Annotated in this window: 12 protein-coding genes; 8 read left to right on the top strand and 4 right to left on the bottom strand. The window is 66.4% G+C overall.

What is annotated here, in order from left to right; genetic code table 11:
- Nucleotides 1–205 precede the first annotated feature (205 nt).
- Entirely contained in the window at nt 206–2,119 is a 1,914-nt protein-coding gene (gene speA / locus BLV20_RS11430; RefSeq protein ID WP_092301209.1) for an arginine decarboxylase, read from the top strand.
- 62 nt (nt 2,120–2,181) lie between these two features.
- Here speA and BLV20_RS11425 read toward each other — a convergent pair whose 3' ends face one another.
- Nucleotides 2,182–3,528, bottom strand: a complete 1,347-nt coding sequence (locus BLV20_RS11425; RefSeq protein ID WP_092301206.1) for an MATE family efflux transporter — start codon at nt 3,526–3,528, stop codon at nt 2,182–2,184.
- Between the two features lie 292 nt (nt 3,529–3,820).
- Here BLV20_RS11425 and BLV20_RS11420 point away from each other — a divergent pair, with 292 nt between their 5' ends.
- The gene (locus BLV20_RS11420; RefSeq protein ID WP_092301203.1) at nt 3,821–8,725 is read left to right on the top strand and encodes an alpha-2-macroglobulin family protein; all 4,905 of its coding nucleotides are present in this window, start codon (nt 3,821–3,823) and stop codon (nt 8,723–8,725) included.
- 76 nt (nt 8,726–8,801) lie between these two features.
- On the opposite strand, the gene BLV20_RS11415 is transcribed toward BLV20_RS11420, so the two are convergent.
- On the bottom strand, nt 8,802–9,095 hold the full coding sequence (locus tag BLV20_RS11415; RefSeq protein ID WP_007921634.1) for a hypothetical protein: 294 nt from the start codon (nt 9,093–9,095) through the stop codon (nt 8,802–8,804).
- 222 nt (nt 9,096–9,317) lie between these two features.
- On the opposite strand from BLV20_RS11415, the gene pbpC reads away from it, so the two are divergent.
- From pbpC to BLV20_RS11385, 6 genes are all read left to right on the top strand, one after another.
- A complete protein-coding gene (pbpC, locus tag BLV20_RS11410; protein ID WP_371914309.1) occupies nt 9,318–11,624 on the top strand; it encodes a peptidoglycan glycosyltransferase PbpC in 2,307 nt (768 codons plus the stop codon).
- 67 nt (nt 11,625–11,691) lie between these two features.
- Nucleotides 11,692–11,994 (top strand): MazG-like family protein, encoded by a 303-nt coding sequence (locus BLV20_RS11405; RefSeq protein ID WP_009041990.1) that lies wholly within the window; start codon nt 11,692–11,694, stop codon nt 11,992–11,994.
- Nucleotides 11,994–12,743 carry a methyltransferase domain-containing protein gene (locus BLV20_RS11400; RefSeq protein WP_092301201.1) on the top strand — a complete coding sequence of 250 codons (750 nt, stop codon included), beginning with the start codon at nt 11,994–11,996 and terminating at the stop codon, nt 12,741–12,743. Before BLV20_RS11405 ends, BLV20_RS11400 begins: the two co-directional genes overlap by 1 nt.
- A gap of 12 nt (nt 12,744–12,755) precedes the next feature.
- Complete coding sequence (locus BLV20_RS11395) at nt 12,756–13,382, top strand: DUF4136 domain-containing protein (RefSeq protein WP_092301198.1); 627 nt, start codon at nt 12,756–12,758, stop codon at nt 13,380–13,382.
- 151 nt (nt 13,383–13,533) lie between these two features.
- Complete coding sequence (locus BLV20_RS11390) at nt 13,534–14,091, top strand: DUF4136 domain-containing protein (protein ID WP_092301195.1); 558 nt, start codon at nt 13,534–13,536, stop codon at nt 14,089–14,091.
- A gap of 168 nt (nt 14,092–14,259) precedes the next feature.
- On the top strand, nt 14,260–16,185 hold the full coding sequence (locus tag BLV20_RS11385) for a TadG family pilus assembly protein (RefSeq protein WP_092301192.1): 1,926 nt from the start codon (nt 14,260–14,262) through the stop codon (nt 16,183–16,185).
- Here the strand turns inward: BLV20_RS11385 and BLV20_RS11380 are convergent.
- Both BLV20_RS11380 and BLV20_RS11375 read right to left on the bottom strand, forming a co-directional pair.
- A complete protein-coding gene (locus tag BLV20_RS11380; protein WP_092301189.1) occupies nt 16,170–18,938 on the bottom strand; it encodes a PAS domain-containing sensor histidine kinase in 2,769 nt (922 codons plus the stop codon). The genes BLV20_RS11385 and BLV20_RS11380 overlap by 16 nt on opposite strands.
- Entirely contained in the window at nt 18,935–19,375 is a 441-nt protein-coding gene (locus tag BLV20_RS11375) for a TadE/TadG family type IV pilus assembly protein (protein WP_092301186.1), read from the bottom strand. The genes BLV20_RS11380 and BLV20_RS11375 overlap by 4 nt, the downstream gene beginning before the upstream one ends.
- Nucleotides 19,376–19,380 lie beyond the last annotated feature (5 nt).

Here is a 19,380-nt window from a genome sequence, read left to right as displayed (position 1 = left end):
CCCCTGACTTGATGCAGCCTTGATCCGATCCAGGTTTGCCGTCGTCTTCATGGTTTTCACAGAGCCTGTTCATGACCGGTTTCTAAACTCAGCGCTGTAACCGAGGTCTACGTCCTCGTTGCAGGCTAATCGTCATTTTCATTCTTTAGACTGCGCCAGCCCCGGACCGGGGTGGCGCTCTATGACTTCTTTATAGGGGACTTCGATGTCCGTACGACGCACACGCAAAGACGATGGCAGCCAATGGACAGTTGCGGACAGCCGCAGTGTTTATGGGATTCGCCATTGGGGGGCCGGGTATTTCGCGATCAATGACGCCGGTCGCGTCGAAGTTCGTCCGAACGGCCCGAACAGCTCGCCCATCGACCTGTTCGAACAAGTCGAGGAGCTGCGCAAGAGCGGCTTGTCCCTGCCGTTGCTGGTGCGTTTCCCGGATATCCTGCAAGACCGCGTACGCCAGCTGACCGGTGCCTTCGACGCCAACATTGAGCGCCTGGAATACCAGAGCAAGTACACCGCGCTGTACCCGATCAAGGTCAACCAGCAGGAAGCGGTGATCGAGAACATCATCGCCACCCAGAACGTCTCCATCGGCCTGGAAGCCGGCTCCAAGCCCGAGCTGTTGGCCGTGCTGGCGCTGGCGCCGAAAGGCGGCACCATCGTCTGCAACGGTTACAAGGACCGCGAGTTCATCCGCCTGGCGCTGATGGGCCAGAAGCTGGGCCATAACGTATTCATCGTGATCGAGAAGGAATCCGAGGTCGCCCTGGTGATCGAAGAAGCCGCCTCGCTCAAGGTCAAGCCACAGGTCGGCCTGCGCGTGCGCCTGTCGTCCCTGGCGTCGAGCAAGTGGGCCGACACCGGCGGCGAGAAATCCAAGTTCGGCCTGTCGGCGGCGCAGCTGCTGTCGGTGGTCGAGCGTTTCCGTGGCGCCGGCCTGGACCAGGGCATCCGCCTGCTGCACTTCCACATGGGCTCGCAGATCGCCAACCTGGCGGACTACCAGCACGGCTTCAAGGAAGCGATCCGCTATTACGGCGAGCTGCGCAACCTTGGCCTGCCGGTGGACCACATCGACGTCGGCGGCGGCCTGGGCGTGGACTACGACGGCACCCACTCGCGCAACGCCAGCTCGATCAACTACGACATGGACGACTACGCCGGTGTCGTGGTCGGCATGCTCAAGGAGTTCTGCGACGCGCAGAGCCTGCCGCATCCGCACATCTTCTCCGAGAGCGGCCGCTCGCTGACCGCGCACCACGCCATGCTGGTGGTGCAGGTGACCGATGTCGAGAAACACAACGACGACGTGCCGCTGATCGAGAACAAGGAAAGCCTGCCGGAAACCGTGCAGTGGCTGGTGGATCTCTTGGGCCCGACCGATATCGAGATGGTCACCGAAACCTACTGGCGCGCCACCCACTACATGAGCGACGTGGCCGCCCAGTACGCCGACGGCAAGCTGACCCTGGCCGAAAAAGCCCTGGCCGAGCAGTGCTACTTCGCCGTGTGCCGACGCCTGCACAACTCGTTGAAGGCGCGCCAGCGCTCGCACCGCCAGGTGCTGGACGAACTCAACGACAAGCTGGCCGACAAGTACATCTGCAACTTCTCGGTGTTCCAGAGCCTGCCGGATACCTGGGCCATCGACCAGGTCCTGCCGATCATCCCGCTGCATCGCCTGGACGAGGAGCCGCTGCGCCGCGCGGTGCTGCAAGACCTGACCTGCGACTCCGACGGCAAGATCAACCAGTACGTCGACGAGCAGAGTATCGAGACCAGCCTGCCGGTGCATGGCCTCAAGGACGGTGAGGACTATCTGCTGGGCGTGTTCCTGGTCGGTGCCTACCAGGAAATCCTCGGCGACATGCACAACCTGTTCGGCGACACCGACTCGGTGAACATCTACCAGAACCCGAACGGCACCGTGTACCACGCCGGGATCGAGACCCACGACACCATCGAAGACATGCTGCGCTACGTGCACCTGTCGCCGGAAGAGCTGATGACGCACTACCGCGACAAGGTGGCCAGCGCGAAGATCAGCGCCAGCGAGCGCACCCAGTTCCTCGACGCCTTGCGCCTGGGCCTGACCCGCTCGTCGTACCTGTCTTCCTGATAGGTCCAACGTTGAAAAAAAAAACCACCGCTTGCGGTGGTTTTTTATGCGCGGCAGAAAACTCAGCGGGCCGGGCTGAACCAGCCGTCGTGCCGGCGCAACCCCAGGGCGAAGGTCAGCAGGGTCAGGCTGCGCACCAGCATGAACAGCAGGAAGGCCAGCCACAGGCCGTGGTTGCCCAGGCCCTGCAAGGCCCAGGCGCAGGGCAGGGTGATGAGCACGCTGAGCAGCATGCCGTTGCGCATTTCCCGGGCGCGGGTGGCGCCGATGAACAGGCCGTCCAGCAGATAGCTCCAGACCGCGATCAGCGGCAGGGCGGCGAGGTAGGGCAGGTAGATGAGCGCGGTCTGGCGCACCTCGGCGATATCGGTCTGCATTTCGATGAACAGATGCCCGGCACCCAGGAACAGCACGGCAAAACCGCTGCTGGCCAGTAACGACCAGCCGCCGGCCACCACCAGCGAGCGGCGCAGGGCCAGGCGATCGCGGGCGCCGATGGCGTGGCCGCACAGCGCTTCCACCGCATGGGCCAGGCCGTCCAGGGCATGGGCGGTGAGCAGCAGGCCGTTGAGCAGCAGCGCATTGGCGGCCACCGTGGCATCCCCCAGGCGCGCGCCTTGCACGGTGATCAGGAAAAACACCGATTGCAGCGCCAGGCTGCGAATGAAGATGTCGCGGTTGACCGCCAGCAGCGGCCGCCAGCTGGCCCAGCGCTGCAACGCCGCCCAGGCAATCCGCCCCGGATAGGCGCGCAGGGCCGGGCGGGTCATGGCCAGGCCGATCAGCGCGCCGGTCCATTCGGCGATTACCGAGGCCCTGGCCGAGCCGGCCACGCCCCAGTCCAGGCCCAGCACGAACCACAGGTTGAGGGCGATGTTGACCAGGTTGGTGCTCAACAGGATCGCCAGCGGCGCGCGGGCGTTCTGGGTGCCGAGGAACCAGCCGACCAGGGCCATGCTGGCCAGCGCCGCCGGCAACCCGAATAAACGGGTGTGGAAGAACGTGCGGGTCATCTCGTCCAGCTCGGCCGACGGCTGCATCAATTGCAATGCCGCGCCGCTCAACGGCACGCCTATGGCGCCCAGCAACAGAGACAGGCCCATGGCCAACAGCAACCCTTGCACCAGGATCTGCCGCAGCGCCGCGCCGTCGGCACGCCCCGCCGCCTGGGCGGCAAAGCCGGTGGCGCCCATGCGCAGAAAACCCATGGCCCAGGCCAGGACGGTATAGAGGCTGGCGCCGACCGCCACCGCGCCCAGCTGGTGGGCGTGGGGCAGATGGCCGATGACGGTGCTGTCGACCAGCGCCACCAGCGGCACGGAAATATTGGAAAGAATCATCGGCGCGGCCAGCGCCCACACCCGACCATGGGTCGGACGGTGGCGCCAGGCAGAAATCAGGCTGGACATGCAGGCTCCTTGCGAGAGCCGGCATTGTAGCCGCTTGCCTACCCGCTCATGTGACACGAACTTGTAGGAGCGAAGCTTGCTCGCGATCAGCCGCAAAGCGGCGCTCTCAAATTCGCGCAACAGCCGCAAGGGGGGTGGTGACAGGGCCGGCGTCCATCGCGAGCAAGCTTCGCTCCTACGGAGGGCGCGCGGATGATGGGTTTTGCGTCGATCAATGTGCGCTGCGCCACAGCCAGCCAGGCGGCGGTGATATATAGTTCAACCCTTCGATACTCCTGCCAATGAGTGCCCCATGTTTAACAAAGGATTGTTCCTGGCCTGTGCGCTGGCCTTGCTGAGCGCTTGCGATTCGTCGACCTCCGACAAGGCGGCGACCACCCCGGCTCCGGCAGCGGCGGTACCCGCGGCCAAGGCCCGGCCCGTGCAGGATGTCGCTGTCCTCAAGCAGCGCTACGCCGGTCGCGAGTTGAACGTGGTGGACGTGTCCGAGGTGCAGCTCGATGGGGCCAGCACCCTGTCGGTGAGTTTCTCGGTGCCCCTGGACCCGCAGCAGAAGTTCGCCGACAAGCTGCACCTGGTGGACAGCAAGAACGGCAAGGTCGACGGTGCGTGGGAGCTGTCGGACAACTTCATGGAGCTGCGCCTGCGCCATCTCGAGCCGCAGCGCAAACTGGTGCTGACCGTCGACGCCGGGCTGCGCGCAGTGAACGACGCGAGCCTGGCCGCCGAATACGTCAGCCGCCTGGAAACCCGCGACTTGCAGGCCACGGTCGGGTTCGCCAGCCGTGGCACGCTGTTGCCGACCCGCCTCGCCGAGGGCCTGCCGGTGATCGCGCTGAACGTCGACAAGGTCGATGTCGAGTTCTTCCGCATCAAGCCCGAATCGCTGCCGATGTTCCTCGCCCAGTGGGGACGCAATAACAGCCTGCACAGTTACGAGTCCCGGGAACTGCTGCCAATGGCCGACCTGGTGTATGGCGGCCGCTTCGACCTCAACCCGGCGCGCAATACCCGCGAAACCCTGCTGCTGCCGATCGCCGGGCTCAAGCCGCTGCAACAGCCGGGCGTGTACCTGGCGGTGATGCGTGCCTCGGGCACTTACAACTATTCGCAACCGGCGACCCTGTTCACCCTCAGCGACATCGGCCTGTCGGTGCACCGTTACCAGAACCGCCTGGATGTCTTCACCCAGGCCCTGGAAGGCGGCAAGGCGCTGGACGGCGTCAGTCTGGAGCTGTTGGACGGCGAAGGCCGTGTGCTCGGCCAGGGCAAGACCGAGAAGGGCGGCCATGCCGAGTTGCCGCTGCCGAAGAAAGCCGAAGTGCTGCTGGCCCATCAGGGCGAGCAGACCAGCCTGCTGCGCTTGAACGGCGCCGCCCTGGACCTGGCCGAATTCAATATCGGCGGCCCCCAGCCCCATCCGTTGCAGTTCTTCGTGTTCGGCCCTCGCGACCTGTATCGCCCGGGCGAAACCGTGCTGCTCAACGCTCTGCTGCGGGACAAGGACGGCAATGCGGTCAAGCCGCAGCCGGTGAGCGTCGAAGTGCGCCGGCCGGATGAGCAAGTCAGCCGCAAGTTCGTCTGGGACGCCGATGCCTCGGGGCTCTACCAGTACCAGTTGCAACTGGCCGGCGAAGCGCCGACCGGGCGCTGGCAACTGGTGTTCGACCTCGGCGATGGCAAGCCGCAACTGTACGAATTCCTTGTGGAAGACTTCCTGCCCGAGCGCCTGGCGCTGGAACTCAAGGGCAGCGACACGCCGCTCAAACCGGACGAGACCGTCGAGATCAGCGTCAACGGTCGTTACCTGTATGGCGCCCCGGCCGCCGGCAATCGCCTGAGCGGCCAGGTCTACGTGCGGCCGCTGCGCGAGGCGGTCAAGGCCTTGCCGGGCTACCAGTTCGGCTCGGTCACCGAAGAAGAGCTGAGCCAGGACCTGGAGATAGAGGAGTCGACGCTGGATGAAAACGGCGAAGAACTGATCGCCCTGGAAAGCAAATGGGCCGAGGCCCGTTCGCCGCTGCAACTGATCGTCCAGGGCAGCCTGCAGGAGTCGGGCGGTCGCCCGATCACCCGGCGGGTGGTGCTGCCGGTATGGCCGGCGGACAGGTTGCCGGGGCTGCGCGCGCTGTTCGACGGCGCGGAAACCGACGGCGACGGCCCGGCCGAGTTCGAACTGCTGGTGGCCAACAATGAAGGTCAGAAGCTGGCGGCGGACAACCTCAAGGTGCGCCTGGTGCGCGAGCGCCGCGACTATTACTGGAACTACTCGGAAAACGACGGCTGGAGTTATCACTTCAACGAGAAATTCCTCACCCAGGACGAACAGGTCCTGAGCATCAAGGCCGGCGATACCGCGAAGGTCAGCTTCCCGGTGGAATGGGGCCCTTATCGCGTCGAGGTCGAAGACCCGCAGACCGGGCTGGTCAGCAGCCTGCGTTTCTGGGCCGGCTACCGTTCCCAGGACAACGCCGAAGGCGGCGCGGTGCGGCCCGATCAGGTCAAGCTGGCGCTGGACAAGCCGCTGTATGGCGACGGCGACACCGCCAATGTCACGGTGACCCCGCCGGCCGCCGGCAAGGGTTACCTGCTGGTGGAGTCCAGCGACGGCCCGTTGTGGTGGCAGGAAATCGACGTGCCGGCCGAGGGCAAGAGTTACGCGGTCAAGCTCGACCCGAAATGGGCGCGCCACGATCTGTATGTCAGCGCGCTGGTGATCCGCCCCGGCGAGCGCAAGGCCAACATCACCCCGAAACGCGCGGTGGGCCTGTTGCACCTGCCGCTGGACCGCACCCAGCGCAAGCTCGGCCTGACCTTGTCCGCGCCGGAAAAAATGCGCCCCAAACAGCCGCTCAAGGTGAAGATCCAGGCCAAAAATGCCGACGGCAGCGTGCCGAAACAGGCCCATGTGCTGCTGGCGGCGGTGGACGTGGGCATCCTCAACATCACCGAATACCCGACCCCGGACCCGTATTCCAGCCTGTTCGGGCGCAAGGCCTATGGCGCCGACCAACTGGATATCTACGGCCAGCTGATCGAGGCCGGTCAGGGCCGCCTGGCCAGCCTGGCCTTCGGTGGCGACGCGGCGTTGGCCAAGGGCGGCAAGCGCCCGGACACCAGCGTCACCATCGTCGCCCTGCAAAGTGCTCCGGTGACCCTGAACGAGCAGGGCGAAGGCGAGGTCAGTGTCGACATCCCCGACTTCAACGGCGAACTGCGCCTGATGGCCCAGGCCTGGACCGACGAGCGCTATGGCATGGCCGAAGGCAAGACGGTGATCGCCGCGCCGCTGATCGCCGAGCTGTCGGCGCCGCGCTTCCTCGCCGGCGGCGACCAGACCACCCTGGCGCTGGATTTGTCCAACCTGTCGGGCAAGGCGCAGAAACTCGATGTGCAGCTCAGCGCCGAAGGCCAGCTGGCGCTGGTCAACGAAACCCGCCAGAGCGTGCAATTGACCCAGGGCCAGCGCACCACGCTGCGGATTCCGGTGCGGGCGCTGGGCGGCTTCGGCCAGGGCAAGGTCAAGGTGCTGGTCAATGGCCTGGACCTGCCCGGCGAGAGCCTGCCGCCGTTCAGCCGCGAATGGACCCTGGGCGTGCGCCCGGCCTACCCGGCGCTGCTCAGGCATTACCGCGCGGTGCTCAAGGACCAGCCGTGGAGCTTGCCGGAAGGCGAGCTGGCCGCCTTCGAACCGGCCGGGCGTGAAGCGCTGCTGAGCCTGTCGAGCCGGCCGCCGCTGAACTTAGGCGAGCAGATCCGTGCACTCAAGGCTTACCCCTACGGCTGCCTGGAGCAGACCACCAGCGGCCTGTACCCGGCGCTGTACGCCGATGCCGTCAGCCTGAAACGCCTGGGCCTGGAAGGCGAGCCGGATGCCGAGCGTAAGCGCAAGATCGAACTGGGCATCGAGCGCCTGCTGGGCATGCAGCGCTACAACGGCAGCTTCGGCCTGTGGGGCGCGGACGGCGAAGAGGAATACTGGCTGACCGCCTACGTCACCGACTTCCTGCTGCGGGCCCGCGACCAGGGCTTCGCGGTGCCGGCCGAGGCGCTGAAGAAGGCCAGCGAACGCCTGCTGCGCTACCTGCAGGAGCGCAACCTGATCGAGGTCAACTACAGCGAAAACGCCGAGCACACGCGCTTTGCCGTGCAGGCCTACGCTGCTCTGGTGCTGGCGCGCAGTCAACAGGCGCCGCTGGGCGCGCTGCGCAGCCTGTTCGAGCGACGGACCGATGCGCGCTCCGGCCTGCCGCTGGTGCAACTGGCCATCGCCCTGCAGAAAATGGGCGACCAGCCACGGGCCGAGCAGGCGTTGATTGCCGGCCTTGCCGCCTCGCGCAACAGCAAGGACTGGCTGGCCGACTACGGCAGCCCGCTACGGGACCAGGCGCTGATCCTGGCGCTGCTGGAAGAGCACGACCTGGCCAAGGGCAAGCGCGAGGAGCGGCTGTTCGAGCTGTCCGACCAACTGGCGGCCAGCCCGTACCTGTCGACCCAGGAGCGCAACTCGCTGTTCCTCGCCGGCCGCGGCCTGCTGGGCAAGCCGGAAGCCAACTGGACCGCGCAACTGAGCAGCGGCGCCGAAAGCCGTGAGCTGAACAACAGCCAGCCCGGCCTGAAACTGGAAGGCGCGTTGCTGGCGTCGCCGCTGTCGATCAGCAATCAGGGCAGCGAGCCGGTGTACCAGCAACTGACCATTTCCGGTTATCCACAGCATGCGCCGCTGGCGGGTGGCGAGAACCTGAGCATCCGCCGCGAATACCTGGGGATGAACGGCCGGCCGCTGGACCTGCGGGCCCTGGACAGCGGCGACCTGGTGCTGGTGCACCTGGCGGTCAGCGCCAAGCAACGGGTGCCGGATGCCTTGGTGGTGGACCTGCTGCCGGCTGGCCTGGAGCTGGAAAACCAGAACCTGGCGCAAAGTGCCGCGAGCCTGGAAAACGCCAGCAGCCAGGTCAAGGAATGGCGCGAGTCGATGCAGAACGCCAGCCTCAAGCACCAGGAGTTCCGCGATGACCGCTACGTGGCGGCGTTGAACCTGGACGGCTACGACAGCGTCACGCACCTGCTGTACCTGGCACGCGCGGTCACGCCCGGCACTTATCGCGTGCCGCCGCCGCAAGTGGAGTCGATGTATCGGCCGAACTGGCAGGCAGTGGGTGAAACCCTGTCGGAGATGGTGATCAAGGGCCGTTGAAAGGAATGTCGCCAGCCAGTTCGCTCCTGCAGGAGCGCGCCGGCTGGCGATTGACTGTGCAGCGCTCGCCTGGCGGTCAGTGCACGACCCAGCTCAGCAGCCACAACCCCAGCAGCAGCCAGATGATGCCCATGACGATCGAGGCGCGCATGAAGGCGCGGACCGCCGAGTACAGCAGCATCAGCCCGACGATCAGGGTAATGATGCTGATGATCGAGGTGTCCATGCCCAGCGCCCGCGACAAGCCGTCGATAAAGTTGCCGCCGGCGTTGGTCAGGGCGTTGAACAGACCGCTGAGGCCATCGACGATAAACCGTATGACCGAACCCAGCGCCTGGCCGAGCCATTCAAAAAAGCTTTCTACCTGCATGCGTGCATCCTGATGAAAAAGTGGGCGTACTTGCCAGACCTCAGCCTTTGGCCATCGATCGCCCTGGCGAGTTCCGTTCAAGCATAGAGGTTCGCGGGTTTGATTTTTCGATTAGTTGTATCGCCCCTGCGCAGTCTCGGCGGGCGAATATTCGGCCGGGCAGCCTCCCTTGACTCGCCGCCAGCGCAACCGACTGGCCGCCGTGGCTGGCGAATCCTGCGGGTGATCCTGGGCAGCCTGTTATTGCTGTGGGCCGGGCTCTGGCTGGCCGATCGCCTCTGGCCGCTGCCGCTGCCCAAGGATGACCTGGCGCGGGTGGTGCTGGCCGAGGACGGCACGCCGTTGTGGCGCTTTGCCGATGCCAACGGCGTCTGGCGTTATCCGGTGCGCACCGACGAAGTCTCGCCCTATTACCTGGACGCGCTGCTGACCTACGAAGACCGCTGGTTCTACCGCCATCCCGGGGTCAACCCGATGGCCCTGGCGCGTGCCGCCTGGCAGAACCTTACGGGCGGGCGCGTATTGTCCGGCGGCAGCACCTTGTCGATGCAGGTGGCGCGCCTGCTCGATCCCCATTCGCGAACCTGGCACGGCAAGCTGCGCCAACTGTGGCGTACCGCGCAGCTGGAATGGCACTTGAGCAAGCAGCAGATCCTCACGCTCTACCTCAACCGCGCGCCGTTCGGCGGCACCTTGCAAGGGGTGGCCGCGGCCAGCTGGGCTTACCTGGGCAAGTCGCCGCAGCACCTGACCCATGCCGAGGCTGCGCTGCTGGCGGTGCTGCCCCAGGCGCCGAGCCGGCTGCGCCCGGACCGCCACGCGGCGCGCGCGCAGGCGGCCCGCGACAAGGTGCTGCAGCGCCTGGCGCAGTTCCAGGTCTGGCCGCAGTCGGCGGTGGACGAAGCCTTGCAGGAACCCCTGTTGCTGGCGCCGCGGCTGGAGCCGAGCCTGGCGCCCCTGCTGGCACGGCGGCTGAACCGTGCGGACAGCCCGCCGCTGATCCGCACCACCCTCGACGCCAACCTGCAACGCCGCCTCGAAGACTTGCTGCTGGGCTGGCGCGCGCGCCTGCCGGAACACACCTCGGCGGCGATCCTGGTGGTCGAGGCGCAGACCATGGCCGTGCGCGCCTACCTGGGCTCGGTGGATATCAACGACGCCCGGCGCTTTGGCCATGTCGATATGATCAGCGCCATGCGCTCGCCGGGTTCGACGCTCAAGCCCTTCCTCTATGGCATGGCGCTGGATGCCGGGCTGATCCATTCCGAATCGCTGCTGCAGGACGTGCCACGGCGGTACGGCGACTACCGGCCGGGCAATTTCTCCATGGGCTTTAGCGGCGCGGTGTCGGCCAGCACCGCCCTGGCCACGTCGCTGAACCTGCCGGCGGTGCAACTGCTGGAAGCCTACGGGCCGAAACGCTTTGCCGCCGAGATGCGCATCGGCGGCATGCCCCTGGCCTTGCCGGCGCTGGCGGAGCCGAACCTGGCGCTGATTCTCGGCGGCGCCGGTAGCCGCCTGGAGGATCTGGTCAGCGGCTACAGCGCCTTCGCCCGCGGCGGCAAGAGCGCCACGATCCGCCTGCAACCGGACGATGTATTGCGCGAGCGGCCGCTGCTGTCCCCCGGTTCGGCGTGGATCGTGCGGCGCATTCTCAGTGGCCAGGCGCGGCCGGACCGCGACCCGCGGGCGGAGTTGGTGCAGCGCCCGGTTCTGGCCTGGAAGACCGGCACCAGTTACGGCTTTCGCGATGCCTGGGCGATTGGCGTCGGGCCGCGCTATTTGATCGGCATCTGGATCGGCCGCCCCGACGGCACCCCGGTGCCGGGCCAGTTCGGCCTGGCTTCGGCGGCGCCGTTGATGCTGCAAGTGCACGATGTGCTGATCAACCGCGACAGCCAGCGCGGCATCAGCGCGCCGGTGCAGCCGGTGCCGATGAATGTCGGGGTGGCGGCGATCTGCTGGCCGCTGGGCCAGCCCATGAGCCGCAGCGATCCGAACTGCCGCCGCCAGCGTTTCGCCTGGACCCTGGACGGCACCACGCCGCCGACCTTGCAGGCGGCGGATCAACCCTTGGGCGTCGGCCTGCTGGAAAAAGTCTGGGTCAATGCCAAGGGCCTGCGGGTCGACGCCAAGTGCCCGGGCGCCCAGGCGCGGGATATCGCCCTGTGGCCGGCACCATTGGAGCCCTGGCTGCCGCGCATCGAACGGCGTGAAGCGCGCCTGCCGGCCAACGACCCAGAGTGCCCGGGACCGGCGCTGGCGGCAGCGGCGCCGCTGTCCATCGTCGGCGTGCGCGAGGGCGATCGGCTGCGCCGCCCGGCGGCCAGCCAGGAGTCGCTGCGGCTCAAGCTGTCGGCCCTGGGCGGCAGCGGCCGGCGCTGGTGGTTCGTCAACGGCGAGCCGCTGGGCGAGAGTGCCAACCAGGACAGCATCAACGCCAGTTTCGAACGGCTGGGGCCTTATCAGCTCAGCGTGCTCGACGAGGGCGGGCAGACGGCGCGGCTCGAGTTCAGTGTCATCGATTGAGGGGGGCGGTGCGGGCCTTGCCTTCATTCGCCATCCCCCCGAAGCTATACGCCTTCAGGAGACCCCGATGAACCTAGACGAACTGACCCAACGCCTGCACGCCATTCGCGATCGCAATGACTGGCGGCAATTCCACAGCCCGAAGAACCTGGCCATGGCCGCCAGCGTGGAGATGGCCGAGCTGGTGGAGATTTTCCAGTGGCTGAGCGAAGACCAGTCGCGGCAGCTGCCGGCCGACAAGCTGGCCCACGCCGGCCAGGAGGTCGGTGACATCGTGCTGTACCTGTTGCTGCTGTGCAGCGAGCTGGGCCTGGACCTGGAGCAGGTGGTGCGCAGCAAGCTGGCCGACAGCGAACGGCGGTTCAGCTGATGAGCGACCGTCATTTCGACCAGCTGGCGACCCGTTTCGCCGAAAAGATCTACGGCGGCGCCAAGGGCGCGATCCGCCTCGCGGTGCTCCAGGCCGACCTGGCCGAAGCCTTGCCGGACCGGCCGTTGCGGGTGCTGGATATCGGTGCCGGGCTGGGGCATATGTCGCTGTGGCTGGCCCAGCGTGGCCACCAGGTGACCCTGGCCGAACCGGCCGGGCCGATGCTCGAAGGCGCTCGCCAGCGCTTTGCCGAGGCCGGCCAGCAAGCGACTTTTATCCAGGCGCCCTGGCAGGACCTGCTGGGCCAGCTCACCGAACCCTACGACCTGGTGCTGTGCCACGCGGTGCTGGAATGGCTGGCCGAGCCCCATGCGATCCTGCCGGTGCTGCATCAGCTGACCGCCCCGGACGGCTGGCTGTCGCTGGCGTTCTACAACCGCGATGCGCTGATCTATCGCAACCTGCTCAAGGGCCACTTCCGCAAGATGCGCAAGAACGACATGGCCGGCGAGAAGCAGAGCCTGACCCCGCAGCAGCCGCTCGACCCGCGGGAACTGGCCGCGCAACTCGATGGTTTGTGGCGTGTCGAAACACAGAGCGGGGTGCGGGTTTTCCACGACTACATGCCGGTGGAATTCCAGGCCCGCGCCGAGTTGCAGGACCTTGTGGACATGGAATTGGCCCATCGTCGCCACCCAAGCTTTGCCGGGCTTGGGCGTTACCTGCACTGGATTTGCCGTCCGGTCTGAGCGGAGCCCGAAATGAAACGCCACGCAGCCTTGCTGTTGTTGTCCCTGGGGCTGGCGGCCTGTCAGAGCCCCAACCCTTATGTCGCCAGTTCCAACCCGCTGCCGCCGGCGCCCGCGCAGGCGGCCGGGACTTTCGACCGCAGCGCCTATCCGGCGCCCCAGCGCGACTATGGCCGCTATCGCAGCTGGGCCTGGCTCAACGGGCGCCTGCCCGGTGGCTCGGCCTGGGGCGATTCGGCGCAGGTCGCCGAGGCGGTCAGCAACGCCCTCGACCAGCGCGGCCTGCGCCCACGGCATGACAATCGCCCGGCGGACCTATGGGTCAGCGCCGACCTGCGCCTGGAAAAGCGTTTGCGCCAGGTCCGGGACGACTATGGTTACGGTTATGGCAGCTACGGTTATGGCGGCTATGGCTACAACCGCTACGGCACCGGCTACGGCATGTACAACACGGTGCCGGTGGTGCGCACCTACGAGGAGGAAGTCGTGGTGGTACGGGTCAACCTGTTCGACGCCGGCAGTGGCCAGCCGGTGTGGAGCGCCAGCGCGGAAACCTCGAGCCAGGGCAGCCTGAGCGAGCGCACCGATGCCCTGCACAAGGCTGTGGAAAGGGCCATGGCGGCGTATCCTCCTGATTAGGCGCTGTACGAAAAGTGGCGGCACGCCGGGCGCTTTCGGCGTTGCGCAGGTCATGCCGGGTTGAGCCGGCTGCTTGACCGTCGCTCGCCGCCTTCCCATACAGGTGCCAGCGATATCCCTTCAGCTGCATTTGGTCTTCTGGAGAAACATCATGTTCCGCCCTCTCGTTTTACTGGTCACCGCCGCGCTGCTCAGTGCCTGCGCCGCCAACCAGGTCAACCATGACTTCGATGCCAGCCGCGACTTCGCGGCCTATCGCAGCTGGAGCTTCAAGGAACCCGCGCTGCAATACCGCCCTGACGATCCGCGGATCAAGAGCGACCTGACCGAACAGCGCATTCGCCAGGCGGTCGGCGATCAGCTCGACCAGCGCGGCCTGCGTCCGGCCGCGGTGGGCAAAAAGGCCGATCTCGATGTCCAGACCTACCTGATCGTCGAGAACCGCCAGCAACAGGTCACCACCAACTACGGCGGCGGCTGGGGCGGCCCGTGGAACGGCTATTGGGGCGCGCCGATGTACAACGAAACGCGCAACATCACCTACAAGGTCGCGACCATCCAGATCGACCTGCTCGATGGCAAGGACGGCAAGCTGGTGTGGCGCGGCAGCGACGAGCAAATACTCAGCAGCACGCCCAATCCCACCAATCGCAGCGCGGCGATCAGGGAGACCGTCGGCCGCATCCTGGCGAACTACCCGCCCAAATAAATCGCTGCATCGCGCTACGGGGCGAGGGCAGCCCAGGCCCTCGCTCCGACACGGCACACTTCCCCAATGCAGCGCTGGCAAGTCGCCGGCGCTGTATTCCAGCCTTGACTACACTCCTTTCACCCCGTGGAGGTCGCGCCCGGCCGTGCGCCGGCAAAGGAGTGCACCATGTTTTCCCGCACGCAGTTTTCCGGCCCGGCCCGACAGCGTGGCGTTATTGGCCTGGTAGGGGCGCTGGCGCTGGGCACGGCGGTGTTGTGCACGCTGGTGGTGGTCGACAGCGGGCGCTTGTACCTGGACCAGCGCGAGTTGCAGCGGGTGGCCGATAACGCCGCGCTGGAAGCGGTGACGCGGGGCGGCAATTGCCTGGCAGGGAACAGCGCGGCGGCATTCGCCCAGCAAAGCGCGGCGCGCAACGGCTTTGTGGTGGGGGCCGACGGGCCACTGACAGCCACCTGCGGCTCGCTGCAGACCGGCACCAACAACCTGCGCACCTTCAGCGCCGATGCCAGCCAGGCCAGTGCGATCCGGGTGGTGGTCAGTGAAGCGGTGCCCACCAGCATTGCCCGCGGCATAACCAACCTGTTTTCCGACAACCCCCTCGGCGCCACGACCTCGTTGAGCGCCACGGCGGTAGCCGCCCAGCCCAAGCCGCCGCTGGCGCAATTGACGATTCGCAGCACCCTGGTCGATCTGAACCTGTTGGGCGACGTACTCAGCGGCCTCGCGGGTAGCGAGATCAATGTCAGCGCGCTCGGTTGGCAAGGCCTGGTCGATACCGACATCAGCCTGCTCAGCTACCTCAAGCAGTTGGCCATCGACCTGAATGTGAGCGCCGGAAACTACAGCGAACTGCTCGACGTCGATACCGACGTCACCCAGCTGCTCCAGACCACCATCAGCGTGGCCCAGAGAAATGGCGCCACCGCCGAGGTGCTGACGACCCTGGGCAGCATCAAGGCGGCCGCCATCAATACGGTTCCGGTGCAACTGGGTGACCTGTTGAAGTTGCAGACCGGCACCGCGGAATCCGGGCTGGATGCCAATGTGCAGCTGCTGAGCCTGGTCGAGGCGTTCCTGCAACTGGCCAGCAGCCAAAGCGCCGCGGCGGTCGAGCTGCCGGTGAGTGTATTGGGGCTGGCGGGCGTCACCACCCGGCTCAAGATCGTCTCGCCGCCCGAGTTTGCGATAGGCAACCCGGAACTGGCCGTGGTCGACCCGCTGGGGCCCAACCGCATTTATGCGCGTACCGCCCAGGTGCGGGCGTTGCTGAGCGTGGATCTCACCCTGATCAACACCGTGCTGCAGGCGGTGAATACCTTGCTGTCGCCGGTGGTGCTCACGCTCAATACGGTCCTGAGCACAAATCTGAGTTGCGTGCTTGGCAGCTCCTGCATCAAGACCGACCTGCTGATCCTGCCGGACGGCGCGAACCTGGATGTCAGCCTCGAAGTGGCGGCCGGCAGCAGCCATGTCACCGGCTATACCTGTGTCAGCGACAGTGACAACAGCCTTTCCGTCGACACCACCACCTCGGCGGTCAAGCTCAAGGTCGGGCGGGTGGACGCCAGCAACTGGCTGTCGTCGACTTCCGAGGTAAGCGTAAGCCCCTTGCCGCTGGTGGATATCGGCTCGAGGACCTGCGAGGGGCTGCTGGGCCCTTGCGGAGCACGCACGCCGTTTGCCGGCGGCGGCAGCGAATTGCTGATCGACACGTCGATCGCCGGTACCCGCGAGCCGAATTTCACCTTCGTCAATCCACCGAAAATGAAACAGGAACTGGCGGACGAGGATTGGCACAGCGTGACCGCGTCCAATGTGGTCAGCAGCCTGCAAACATCGTTGAGTGGCATTTCCCTGACTCAACATCCACCGACCATCGGCAGCCTGCTCGGCCTGGTGATCAATACCCTGCTGTCGGCGTTGAGCGGCGTCGTCAGCCTGCTGGCCACGGCTATCGGCGCCTTGCTCGGGCCGTTGCTGGACCCATTGTTGAACAATGTGCTGGCGGTGCTGGGCATTGACCTGGGCAAGGTCGAGGTCGGCGCCAACCTCACCTGCGGCCAGACTGGCCGGGCTTATCTGGTGATCTGATCGGCCTGGACCAGCGGCAGTTCGATGCAGAAGCACGCGCCCTCGCTGGCGTTGCTCACGCTCAGGCGGCCGCCCATGTTCTCGACGATGCCGTAGCTCACCGAGAGCCCAAGGCCGGTGCCCACGCCGGCCGGCTTGGTGGTAAAGAAGGGTTCGAAGATGCGCCCCAAGAGGCGCGGATCGATGCCGCCGGCGTTGTCTTCGACCCACAGCCGTAGCCACTGCGCGTCGTGCTCGGCGCGTATGGCGATCCACGGCTGCCAGCCCGGATCCGGCTCGCGCCGGCCCAGTAGCGCGTCGCGGGCATTGACCAACAGGTTGATCAGGACTTGCTCAAGCTGATCGGCATGGCCGCGCACCTGCGCCTGGAAGTCGAACTCGGCGACGCGCAATTCCACGCCCTTGCCGCGCATGCCGTCGGCCAGCAGCGACAGGCAGCCTTCCACCGCCTGGGCCGGATCGAAAGGCTGTTGCTCGATTTCCGAGCTGCGGCCGAACACCCGCATATGGTCCACCACCCGCCCGGCCCGCTGGACCTGGGCGTCGATGCGCTTGAGCTTTTCCAGCAGGTAGTCGAGCTGCACGTCGCCGTTGTCCAGGCGCTTGAGCACATTGACGATGGCCATGCGCATCACGTTCAGCGGCTGGTTGATTTCATGGGCCAGCCCGGTGGCCATTTCGCCCAGGGTGGCCATCTTCGCGCTCTGCATGAGCTGCAACTGCGAGCGCCGGACTTCGGTGTTGTCGCGGCCGACGGCCTGGATCTCCCGCAGGCGTCCTTGCTCGTCGAACACCCCACGATCGGACCAGACCCACCAGGCATGTTCGCGTCCCGGCAGTTGCAGGTTGATTTCCGCGGTGCTGACCGGGAATTCCGGGGTCAGTCGGCGGATGCGTTGGGTAAAGGCGGCGTGCTGTTCGGCGGACAGCCAGTCACCGAGGTTGGCCCCGGCCAGTTGTTCGGGCGGGCATTCCAGGTAGGTCGCCAGGGGCCGGTTGCCGAAGGTCAGGGTCAGGTCGGGCAGGTAGCGGCAGATCATCGCCGGGGAGTCTTCCACCAAAATCCGGTAGCGTTCCTCGCTCAGTCGAATCTGCTCGGCGGCCAGGGTGGCGTCGGTGACGTCGAGCCACAGGCCGACGGCTTCGACCGGCATGCCCAGGTCGTCGCGCAGCAGCCTGGCTTCGTCGAGCACCCAATGGTATTCGCCATGGCTGTCGAGCAGGCGGTAGCGGCTACGCACCGCGCCTTCGCGCAGCAACTGCCGGGTGCGTTCGAAGTAGCGGTCGCGGTCGTCGGCATGCACCCGTTCCGCCAGTGCGCCGTCGCCGCAGTCGGCCAGGCCCCAGCCGAGCAGCGGTTGCAGGCTGTCGCTGAAAAACGTCGGTTGCAGCGCGCCCTCGACATAACGCTGCACATAGATCACCGCCGGCGAATGGGCGATCAGGTTGTCCAGCCGGGCGTGGGCGGCGGCGGCCTGTTGCTCCTGGTTCTTGATGTCGCTGATATCCAGCATGAAGCCGACAAAGCGCGGGTTCTGGCCCAGGCCCAGGGCTTGTCCCTGCAAGCGGTACCAGATCGCCGGCAGCTGCGGATCGGCCCGTTGCAAGCGCACGCAGAGCAGCAGCGGCTTGCCTTGCCTGAGCTCCTGCAGGCGGCTGCTCAACTCCTGGCGGTCGGCCGGGTGGATCAGCGCCAGCCAGGCCGGCAGCGACAAGCGCCGGGTCTGGGGTTCCAGCAGCAGGTTGAGGGCCAGTTGCGGCGCCAGCTGGATCTCGTTGTCCTGCGGGAACAGCTCCCACCACCCGGTGCCGAGCAAGCCTTGCAGGGCTTCCAGGCGCTCCAGCTGGTGATGGTGCTGCTGCTCGCGCAGGCGCCCGAGCAACGGCCCGGCCAGGGCGGCGCACAGCTGCAGCCAATCGCGTTCGCTCAACTGCGGTGCCAGCTGGCGTACCGGGTAGAAACCGCAAAGCAGCCAGGCCGCGACGCCGTGGTCGTCGCGAAAGGGCACGACAAAACCCTCGCTGTTGCCGAATACGCTTTGCAGGCGCGGGTGTTCGCCGAGGCCCTGGGTAAAGGTCAGCGATTGCGGCGCGTTGCCGTTCAGGCTGTCCAGCCCGGTGCCCAGGGCCTGGCCCTTGTGCCACAGCTGCGGCGCATCGGCAGCCTGGTACAGGCCATGGAGATGCCAGCCCTGTTGCTGGTCGTCGAGCAGCGCGAGGGCGAGGCAGGGGATATGCCAGTGCTGGGCCAGGGCATGCAGTTGTTCATGCAGCACTTCGGGTAGGCGGGACAAGCTGCACAGGCGCAGTTGTTCGCTGATCTGCGTCGCGAACTGCTGGCAGTGTTGACGCTGCTGCGCCTGCTGGCGTTCCAGCAACAGGTCGCCAATGTCCAGCAGGTGCAGGAGCCAGCCTTGGGTCGAGGGTTGCACCCAGCCGCGCAGGTGCAGGGTCTGCCCGCCGGCGCCATGGAAGTCCAGGTCCAGCGTATGGCCCTGCCAGTCGCCAGGGGTGCCTTCGACACTCAGCGCACTGTGCGCCAGCAGGTAATCCAGCAGCGGCGCCGGTCGCTCGCCGCCGGGCGGCTGGGCCAGGGCGTGGCGCAGCGGGCCGGTCATTTGCAGCACGTGGGCGTTGTGGTCCAGGTGCACCAGCAGGCCGACCCCGGGAGTGGCCAGGGGCGCTGCGGGGGCGGGCGGCTGGGGCGCCGCGCGGCCGAGAAAACGCCCGAGAAGTTTGTCGCCCGAGCTCAAAATTGTAGGCTCGACTGGGCGCTGAGGCTGGCTGGCAGGGCCGGCACGCTGCCCACGCCCGGTAGCACCAGGAACGGAATGACCTGCCTGAGCTTGTCGGTGGAATAGTCGACGCGCACGGTGAGCAGGTCGCCCACATAGGTCACGGAGGCGTCCGTAGCGGGGTTGAAGTTGAAGGCGTCGGGGATCCAGGTCAGTTGTTCGCCCAGGGTGCTCCTGGCCTGGGCGATCAGGGCGGCGTCGTAACCGGGAATGCTGGGGTCCAGGGCAACGCTGCGCCTGACTGCTTCGGCGGTGGCCTGGTGGAACGACTGCACCATCAGCAGCGGCACGCTGTAGCTGACCAGGCCATAAAACACGGCGAAAAAAATGATGAAGACCATGGCGAACTCGATGGCCACGGCACCTTTTTGCTTTCCAGGCAGGTCCACTTTCACGGCTA

The sequence above is a fragment of the Pseudomonas sp. NFIX28 genome (assembly GCF_900107395.1).
GTDB lineage: Bacteria > Pseudomonadota > Gammaproteobacteria > Pseudomonadales > Pseudomonadaceae > Aquipseudomonas.
Note: the sequence above shows the minus strand (reverse complement) of the source record. Positions and strands in the feature narration are given on the sequence as shown.